Annotated in this window: 7 protein-coding genes; 6 read left to right on the forward strand and 1 reads right to left on the reverse strand. The window is 66.4% G+C overall.

Annotation, left to right across the window (positions count from 1 at the left end; all coding sequences use genetic code 11):
• A partial coding sequence (locus ACXJKR_RS23165; protein ID WP_457324808.1) for an alpha/beta fold hydrolase occupies window positions 1-427 on the forward strand: 427 nt, incomplete at its 5' end.
• A gap of 88 nt (window positions 428-515) precedes the next feature.
• On the opposite strand, the gene rpsT is transcribed toward ACXJKR_RS23165, so the two are convergent.
• Window positions 516-812 carry a 30S ribosomal protein S20 gene (gene rpsT, locus ACXJKR_RS23170; protein ID WP_056201882.1) on the reverse strand — a complete coding sequence of 99 codons (297 nt, stop codon included), beginning with the start codon at window positions 810-812 and terminating at the stop codon, window positions 516-518.
• A gap of 120 nt (window positions 813-932) precedes the next feature.
• On the opposite strand from rpsT, the gene murJ reads away from it, so the two are divergent.
• The 5 genes from murJ to ACXJKR_RS23195 all read left to right on the forward strand — a co-directional run.
• Complete coding sequence (murJ, locus tag ACXJKR_RS23175) at window positions 933-2,495, forward strand: murein biosynthesis integral membrane protein MurJ (protein ID WP_457324809.1); 1,563 nt, start codon at window positions 933-935, stop codon at window positions 2,493-2,495.
• Entirely contained in the window at window positions 2,495-3,352 is an 858-nt protein-coding gene (locus ACXJKR_RS23180) for a SirB1 family protein (RefSeq protein WP_457324810.1), read from the forward strand. The genes murJ and ACXJKR_RS23180 overlap by 1 nt, the downstream gene beginning before the upstream one ends.
• 29 nt (window positions 3,353-3,381) lie before the next feature.
• Window positions 3,382-4,440 (forward strand): AI-2E family transporter, encoded by a 1,059-nt coding sequence (locus ACXJKR_RS23185; RefSeq protein WP_056202492.1) that lies wholly within the window; start codon window positions 3,382-3,384, stop codon window positions 4,438-4,440.
• A gap of 7 nt (window positions 4,441-4,447) precedes the next feature.
• The gene (gene hda / locus ACXJKR_RS23190) at window positions 4,448-5,146 is read left to right on the forward strand and encodes a DnaA regulatory inactivator Hda (RefSeq protein WP_457324811.1); all 699 of its coding nucleotides are present in this window, start codon (window positions 4,448-4,450) and stop codon (window positions 5,144-5,146) included.
• Window positions 5,143-5,389 (forward strand): HAD family hydrolase (locus tag ACXJKR_RS23195; protein ID WP_457324812.1); only part of this gene is annotated, 247 nt, incomplete at its 3' end. The genes hda and ACXJKR_RS23195, both read left to right, overlap by 4 nt.

A 5,389-nucleotide genomic window follows, 5' to 3' on the forward strand; every position in this document is an offset into this window, starting at 1 on the left:
GAACTATCTTGGCCTGTTGCTGCTGTCCCTGAGTCGCTTCAGCGCCCGTATGCGGGAGGAGAGGGTGCTCAGCCTGACGACGCGGTTGACGCCGACTCCGGCCATCATCGACCGCTGGGTGGAGTTGCAGCGCCAGCACCCGCTCGGTGTTCGCAACACGGCCCGCCAGTTGCTCGCCAGCATGCGCTATCGCGCCAGCCGCACTCGCCCGGCTGCGCCTATGCTGCTGTTGTGCAGCAAAGCGGATGGGCTCGTCGACTGGCGTTGCTCGCAGGCCATCAGCCGTGCCTGGGGAGCGCCGCTGCGCCTGCACACCAAGGCCGGCCACGATCTGCCGCTGGATGACCCGCAGTGGGTGGCCCGGGCCGTCGCCGAGTGGCTGCGCGACCGCAGCATCCAGGGCGTCGTGCCAGGCGAGTGGCATTGAAATGCAAGCGGCCCGCAGGTGCGGGCCGCAGATGCAAAGAGGCCCGCTTGCGCGGGCCTCTTTGCTTGCACCAGAGCTGGATTGTTTCTTAGGCGGCGAGCGCCTTGATCTTGGCGGACAGGCGGCTCTTGTGACGAGCAGCCTTGTTCTTGTGGAAGATGCCCTTGTCGGCGACAGAGTCGATGACGGCTTGGGCAGCCTTGAACAGGTCAGCAGCCTTGGACTTGTCGCCCGCGGTCACAGCCTTTTGCACGTTCTTGACGACCGTACGGTATTTGGAGCGAAGCGCAGTATTCGCGGCGTTGAGCTTGGCGTCCTGGCGGACGCGCTTGAGACCCGACGCCAGGCGAACCGTCTTCTTCTTGGCTTTGGAGCTGGTAGCCATGCTGTATCTATACCCAGTTGGTGCAAAGACGACGAGTATAGCCCGAAATCAGGGTTAAAGCCAAGTGCCTGGGACGAGTATCGAAGAAGGCGCCATTCACGACACAGATAATCCGCCGCCATGAATCTGCTGCGCGCTGCGTCGACCATTTCCCTGCTGACCCTGACCTCGCGCATCACCGGCCTTGTCCGCGAAACCATGGTGGCGGGCCTTTTCGGCGCCACCGGAATGACCGATGCGTTTCTCGTCGCGTTCCGGATCCCGAACCTGCTGCGACGTCTGTTTGCTGAGGGCGCATTTTCGCAGGCCTTCGTGCCGCTGCTGGCGGCGACGCGGGCCACCGAGGGCGAAGCGGCAACGAAGCGCCTCATCGACGCCGTCGCGACCGTGCTGTTATGGGCGCTGATGGCGACCTCGGTGATTGGTGTGGTCGCAGCGCCCCTCTTGGTCTGGCTGCTCGGCGGCGGGCTGCCGGAGCCGGCGTTCGACGCATCCGTCGTCATGACGCGCTTCATGTTCCCCTATATCGGCTGCATGTCGCTGGTGGCCCTGTCGGCGGGCATCCTGAACACCTGGCGACGCTTTGTCGTGCCGGCGGCAACGCCGGTGCTGCTCAACCTCAGCGTCGTCGCCGTCGGCTGGGCCTTGGTCGGGCCGCTTGAGCGCGCGGGCTATCCGGGTATCTATGCGATGGCCTTCGGTGTCATGCTCGGCGGCGTGCTGCAATTGCTGGCGCAGTGGCCGGCGCTGCGGGCCATCGGCGTGACGCCGCGCATGCGGTTCAGCTGGCAAGGCTTGCGGGAGGCACGTGCCAATCCGGGTGTCAGCCGCGTCATGCTGGGCATGGGGCCGGCGCTGCTGGGTGTCGGTGTGTCCCAGCTGTCGCTGATGATCAACACGCAGATCTCCAGCCGCCTCGGCGAGGGCGCGACCTCCTGGCTGAACTATGCCGACCGCCTGATGGAATTCCCCATCGGCCTGCTCGGCGTGGCGCTCAGCGCGGTCCTGACCCCGCAGTTGTCCGCTGCCCAGGCTTCGGGCGAGAGCGAGCGCTACAGCCGCCTGCTCGACTGGGGCCTGCGCATGGTGATGCTGTTCGCGTTGCCCTGCGCCGTCGCCCTGCTGGTCTTCGCCGAACCGTTGACGGCCGTGCTCTACCACCGCGGCGCCTTCACGGCGACCGACGTGGCCCACACAGCGCAGTCGGTCATGGGCTGGGGTGTTGGCCTGCTGGGCCTGATCGCGGTGAAGGTGCTGGCGCCCGGCTTCTTCGCTCGCCAGGACACCGGCACGCCGGCCAAGATCGCTGTTGCGGTGCTGGTGCTGACGCAGGGATTCAACCTTGTCTTCGTGCCCTGGATCGGTGTCGCGGGCCTGGCCCTGTCCATCGGCCTGGGCGCGCTGGTCAATGCGGGCTGGCTGTTCTGGGGGCTGAAGAAGCTGGGTAGCTACCGCCCCGAGCCTGGCTGGCTGGCCTTCGGCCTGCGTGTGGTGCTGGCTTGTGCAGCCATGGGCCTGCTGCAATGGCAGTTGGCCAGCAGGCTGGACTGGCTCGGCCTGGGCGCGCACGAGATCCGGCGCGGTCTCGTCATGGCGGCCAGCCTGGCGGGCAGCGCCCTCGTCTATTTCGCGGTGCTGCTGCTGGTTGGCATGCGGCCCCGTGCGCTCGGGCGCCCAAGCTGATGAAGTACGCAGCGCCGACTCCGCTGGACTACTTCGCCACGCTGGTGGCGGAGGATGAGAGCCTCAATCTGCTCGAGGCCGCCATCAGCCTGGCCCAGGACGAATATCCCCAGCTTGATGTCCAGGCTGCGCTGTCCAAGGTGGATGCGCTGGCGCGCCGCCTGCGTGAGCGCATCACGTCGGAGACTGTGCCGGCCGAGCGGCTGCACCAGCTGACACGTTTCTTCCACGGCGAACTCGGCTTTGCCGGCAATCTGAACAATTACTACGCGGCCGAGAATAGCTTCGTGCATCACGTGCTGGAGACGCGGCGTGGCATTCCCATCACGCTTGCCGTGCTGCTGTTGGAGCTTGCCGAGCAGGCGGGCCTGCGCGCTGCGGGCGTCGCCTTCCCGGGGCATTTCCTCGTCAAATGCCGCATCGGGCTTGGCGAGGTCGTTATCGACCCCTTCACGGGCGAATCGCTGTCAGCCACGCGGCTGGACGAGCGCCTGGCCGTCTACCGCCATGGCAGCGAGCTGCCCGCCGACCTGGAGTTGCCGCTGGAGTTCTTCCTGCGCGCTGCATCCAAGCGCCAGATCCTGGCACGCATGCTGCGCAATCTGAAGGAAGTTCACCGCGCCGCCGAGGACTGGCCGCGGCTGCTGGCCGTGCAACAGCGCCTCGTCATCCTGCTGCCGGGCGACCCGGTCGAGCGCCGCGATCGCGGCCTGGTGCTGGCGACGCTGGGCGCCTTTGCTGCTGCCGCCGACGATCTGGCTTTCTATCTTGCCGAGCGGGGTGATGCACCCGACGCCGCGAGATTGCGAACCCGCCTGGCGATGCTGCTTGACCAGGCCCGGCCGCCGCTTCAGTGACAATCCGCGCCCGCCCGCCCACCACCATGATGAAGCTCAGCAAGCACCAACGCACCGCCCTGGCCTGGGGCGGTGTCGCCCTGGGCGTCATTCTTCTGCTGTGGCTGCTGTCGCCCGTGCTGGCGCCCTTCATCGCGGCCCTGGTGCTGGCGTACGCGTTGGCGCCCGCGGTGCAGGCCCTGGTGAACCGGCGCGTGCCGCGGTCGCTGGCGGTGCTGATGGTCGAGCTGCTGTTTGCGATGGCCCTGCTGGCTTTGGTGCTGCTGGTGCTGCCCATCCTCAGCAAAGAGCTGCCGGCGCTGCGCGAGCAGATTCCTGCATTGGCGAAACTGGCCAATGACAAGCTTTCACCCTGGCTGGCGGAGCACGGCATCTACATGCAGCTCGACCCGGCCAGCATCAAGGCCTTCGTGCTGAAGTACCTGGATGCCAATTTCGAAGAGTGGCTGGCGACGGCGCTGAGCTCGGCCCGCATCGGCGGCAGCTTCCTGCTCGCCTTCATCGGCAATGCGGTGCTGCTGCCCGTCGTGCTTTTCTATCTGCTGGACGACTGGCCGGGCCTGGTCGAGCGCATGCGCGCTCTCGTGCCGCCAGCGGCGCGCGATTCGGTTGGCAGCTTCCTCGACGAATGCCATGAGACGCTGGGCCAGTACCTGCGCGGTCAATTGCTCGTCATGGGGGCTCTGGCCATCTTCTACAGCGTCGGCCTGGCGCTGGCGCGCTTCGATCTGGCCTTGCCCATCGGCGTCTTCACCGGCCTGGCGGTTTTCATTCCCTATCTGGGCTTTGGCCTGGGCCTGGTGCTGGCGCTGCTGGCAGGCTTGCTGCAATTCGCAAATCTTTATGGCGTTCTCGCTGTCGCCATCGTCTTTGGCATCGGCCAACTGCTGGAAAGCTTCGTGCTGACGCCGCGCTTCGTCGGCGAGCGCATCGGCATGAGCCCGCTGATGGTCATCTTCGCGCTGCTGGCCTTYGGTCATCTGCTCGGCTTTGTCGGCGTGCTGATTGCGCTGCCGCTGTCGGCTGTGGCGGCAGTCGCGGTCAAGCGCCTGCATCGCGCCTATCTCGAGAGTTCGCTGTTCCGTTAGCCGTTCAATGAGGCAGATCCCGCTTGCGCTGCTGGCGCCGCCCGCGCACAGCTTCGACAACTTCCTGCCCGGCGCCAATGCCGAGGCTCTGGCCTACCTGCTGGGCCTGCAGCCGGGCGATCCACCCGCGCTGCTCTGGGGCCCGACCGGCTCGGGCAAGAGCCATCTGCTGCAGGCATTGGCCGAGCGCTGGCAGGCGGCCGGCCAGCGCGTCGCCTGGTACGACGCCGAGACGGCCTTGCCCTGGGAGCTGCCGGCCCACGAGAGCCTGTTGCTGCTGGACGATTGCCAGCGCTTTGACGCCGGCCAGCAGCATGCCGCTTTTGCCCTTTTTGTAGCGACGGCGGGGCAGGGCTATACCGTCGTTGCAACGGCCGATGCGCCAGCCGTCGACCTGGCCGTGCGCGAAGACCTGCGTACGCGCCTGGGCTGGGGCCCGAGCTTTGCGCTTGAACCGCTGCGCGAGGCCGAAATGCGTGCCGTGCTGCGCCGCGAGGCCGATCGCCGCGGCCTGCTGCTCGGCGACGAGGTGCTGTCCTATCTGCTGACCCGCTTCGAGCGCAATCTCAAGGGGCTGATGGCCTTGCTCGAGCGGCTGGATGAATTCGCGATGTCAGCCAAGCGCGCGCTGACACTGCCGCTGCTGAAGGCCATGCTGGCCGACGAGGCCGTTGAAGAAAAAATCGACTCTGACCCTAATTTATGAATCTCACGCTGTTTGACCTGGATGGGACGCTGATCCCCATGGATTCCGACCATGCCTTCGGTGGTTTCATGGTGGAGGTGGGCTGGGTGGACGGCGTGGTCTGGGGTGCGAAGAACGACGAGTTCTTTGCCCAGTACAACGCGGGAACGTTGGACCTACCGGCGTATATCGACTTCGCAACGTCCGCCTGGCGCTCCCGCCCGCTTGCCGAGGCGCTGGCCATGCGGGAGCGCTTCATGACCG

It is taken from the genome of Roseateles sp. P5_E11 (assembly GCF_054049355.1).

Bases quoted from the DNA above. Each gene is read 5' to 3' on its own strand.
- rpsT (WP_056201882.1), bottom strand. From the start codon at position 812: ATGGCTACCAGCTCCAAAGCCAAGAAGAAGACGGTTCGCCTGGCGTCG.
- murJ (WP_457324809.1), top strand. From the start codon at position 933: ATGAATCTGCTGCGCGCTGCGTCGACCATTTCCCTGCTGACCCTGACC.
- ACXJKR_RS23180 (WP_457324810.1), top strand. From the start codon at position 2,495: ATGAAGTACGCAGCGCCGACTCCGCTGGACTACTTCGCCACGCTGGTG.
- hda (WP_457324811.1), top strand. From the start codon at position 4,448: ATGAGGCAGATCCCGCTTGCGCTGCTGGCGCCGCCCGCGCACAGCTTC.